Origin of the sequence: Promicromonospora sp. NPDC059942, assembly GCF_042731755.1 — a bacterium.
Lineage (GTDB): Bacteria > Actinomycetota > Actinomycetes > Actinomycetales > Cellulomonadaceae > Promicromonospora.
Window position 1 is genome coordinate 120,637 of the sequence record NZ_JBHWLR010000008.1, and the last position, 2,221, is coordinate 122,857.

The 2,221-nt window shown below is 65.8% G+C and carries 2 protein-coding genes; both read right to left on the reverse strand.

What is annotated here, in order from left to right; all coding sequences use genetic code 11:
- Positions 1-157: 157 nt before the first annotated feature.
- A complete protein-coding gene (locus ACFV9Q_RS14850; protein WP_377230318.1) occupies positions 158-1,087 on the reverse strand; it encodes a carbohydrate ABC transporter permease in 930 nt (309 codons plus the stop codon).
- Entirely contained in the window at positions 1,084-2,070 is a 987-nt protein-coding gene (locus ACFV9Q_RS14855; protein WP_377230317.1) for a carbohydrate ABC transporter permease, read from the reverse strand. Before ACFV9Q_RS14855 ends, ACFV9Q_RS14850 begins: the two co-directional genes overlap by 4 nt.
- Positions 2,071-2,221 lie beyond the last annotated feature (151 nt).

A 2,221-nucleotide genomic window follows, 5' to 3' on the forward strand; every position in this document is an offset into this window, starting at 1 on the left:
GGGGGGCAGAGAGAGGAGGGTTGGTGGGCGGGGGGGCCCAGGGGGGTGGGGTGGGGGGATAAGGGGGGGAGGTGGGGGGCTGGGGTTTCTCCTCTTTGAGCGACGTCAAAGAGGAGAAACCCGGGCCTCGAAGGGGACTGCTGCGGCTGCTGCGGCGTCAGCCCTTGACCGAACCCGCCAGCAGGCCGCGCACGAAGTAGCGCTGCAGCGACAGGAACACGATCAGCGGCACGATCATCGAGATGAACGCACCGGCCGACAGCAGGTGCCAGTCGCCACCGCGCGAGCCCGCGAGCTCGGCGACCCGGACCGTGAGCGGGAACGTGTTGAGGTCACCCATGACCAGGGCGACCAGCAGGTCGTTCCACACCCACAGGAACTGGAAGATGGCGAACGCCGCCAGCGCCGGCGTGAGCAGCGGCAGCACCACTCGGAAGAAGACCTGCACGTGGCCGGCGCCGTCCATCCGCGCCGCCTCGACCAGGGACCTCGGGATCTCCTTCATGAAGTTGTGCAGCAGGAAGATCGCGAGCGGTAGCGCGAAGATCGAGTGCGACAACCAGATGGTCCAGAACGTGCCGTTGATGCCCAGGTCCACGTAGGCCGAGAGCAGCGGCACCAGCGTGATCTGGATCGGCACGATCTGCAGGGCGAACACCGCGATGAACAGGAAGTCGGCGCCCTTGAAGTCGACCCACGCGAACCCGTACGCGGCCAGCAGCGCGAGGGTGATCGGGATGAACACCGCCGGCAGCGTGACCACGAACGAGTTGATGAAGAACACGGCCAGGTTGGTGGAGCCGTCGAACAGCGCGGCCTCGTAGTTGCGCAGCGAGAACACGCCCTCGCCGGCGAACGCCGAACCGAACACGGTCCACCAGCCGCTCTGCCGGATGTCCAGCTCCGGGCGGAACGACGTGATCAGCAGGCCGACCGTCGGGATGGTCCACAGGATGGCGATGACGACGGCGAGGGTGCTCGCCCACGGGTTGGACAGCGCCTTGCGCGCCTTGCGGGCCCGGCCGCTGATGTCGGACTTCGCCCGGGGCACCTCGGGTGCCGCGTCGGCTGTCTTGACGGTGCTCATCGGACATCCTCCGAGAGGCGCTGCTGGCGCACGTTGTAGATGATCACCGGGATCACGATGACGAACAGCAGCACGGCCAGCGCCGCGCTCAGACCCGCCTCGTTCTGCCGGAACCGCTGGTCGTAGAACTCGAGGGCCACGATCGAGGTGTTGAACTGGCCCGCGGTCATCGTTCGCACGATGTCGAAGGTTTTCAGTGTTGTCATCGCGATCGTGGTGAGCACGACCACCAGCGCGGGCCGGATGCTCGGGATGGTGATGCGCCAGAACATGCCGATGCCGGAGACGCCGTCGAGCCGCGCGGCCTCGATGATGTCGTCGGGGATCGCCTTGATCGACGCCGACAGCAGCGTCATCGCGAAGCCCGCCTGGATCCAGATGAACACGACCATGATGAGGAACGTGTTCAGGGGCCGGCTGATGAGGAACTGCTGCGGCTCGCCGCCCAGCCAGACGATGAACTGGTTGAGCAGGCCGGTCTGGTTCACGCCCGCCGGCTTGAACTCGTAGACGAACTTCCAGATGATCGACGCGCCCACCATCGAGATGGCCATCGGCAGGAAGACCAGGCCCTTGGCCACCGCCTCGAAGCGGCTCTTGTCGACCAGGTAGGCGTACAGCAGGCCGAGGAACGTGGCCACGAGCGGGGCGACCAGCACCCAGAGCGCCGTGTTGCCGAGCACGATGAGGAACTTGGGCTCGGTGAAGGCCACCACGTAGTTGTCGAGCCCGACGAACTCCGTGCTGTTGCGGTTCATGAACGAGTTGATGACCGTGCGGATCGCCGGGTACACCAGGCCGAGCAGGAGCAGCAGCAGCGCCGCGCCCGTGAACCCGAAGCCGACGAACCAGCGCGTGGGGTTACGTGGCCGGTCGACCACGAAGAGGATGATGCCCATCAGCACGACGAACAACACGATCGCGATGAGCATCAGCAAAAGTTTGTGCACGGGGTCGTCCCCGGCATACAGCAGCCAGTCCATGGCTATCTCCTGTCGCGTCCTGGTCCGGTCGTCCTTGACTCGTCCCGCCCCTCAGCCTAGGACGGCGGGAGGAGGGGGAGTCGAGGCTCACACCCTCCCACCGCACCGGTGAAGGGAAAGAGAGAAGTCTTTCTGCTAGAACCCTCTAGCC

What these genes read in the sequence shown, in the direction of transcription:
- ACFV9Q_RS14855 (WP_377230317.1), bottom strand. Translation starts at nt 2,070, where the DNA reads ATGGACTGGCTGCTGTATGCCGGGGACGACCCCGTGCACAAACTTTTG.
- ACFV9Q_RS14850 (WP_377230318.1), bottom strand. Translation starts at nt 1,087, where the DNA reads ATGAGCACCGTCAAGACAGCCGACGCGGCACCCGAGGTGCCCCGGGCG.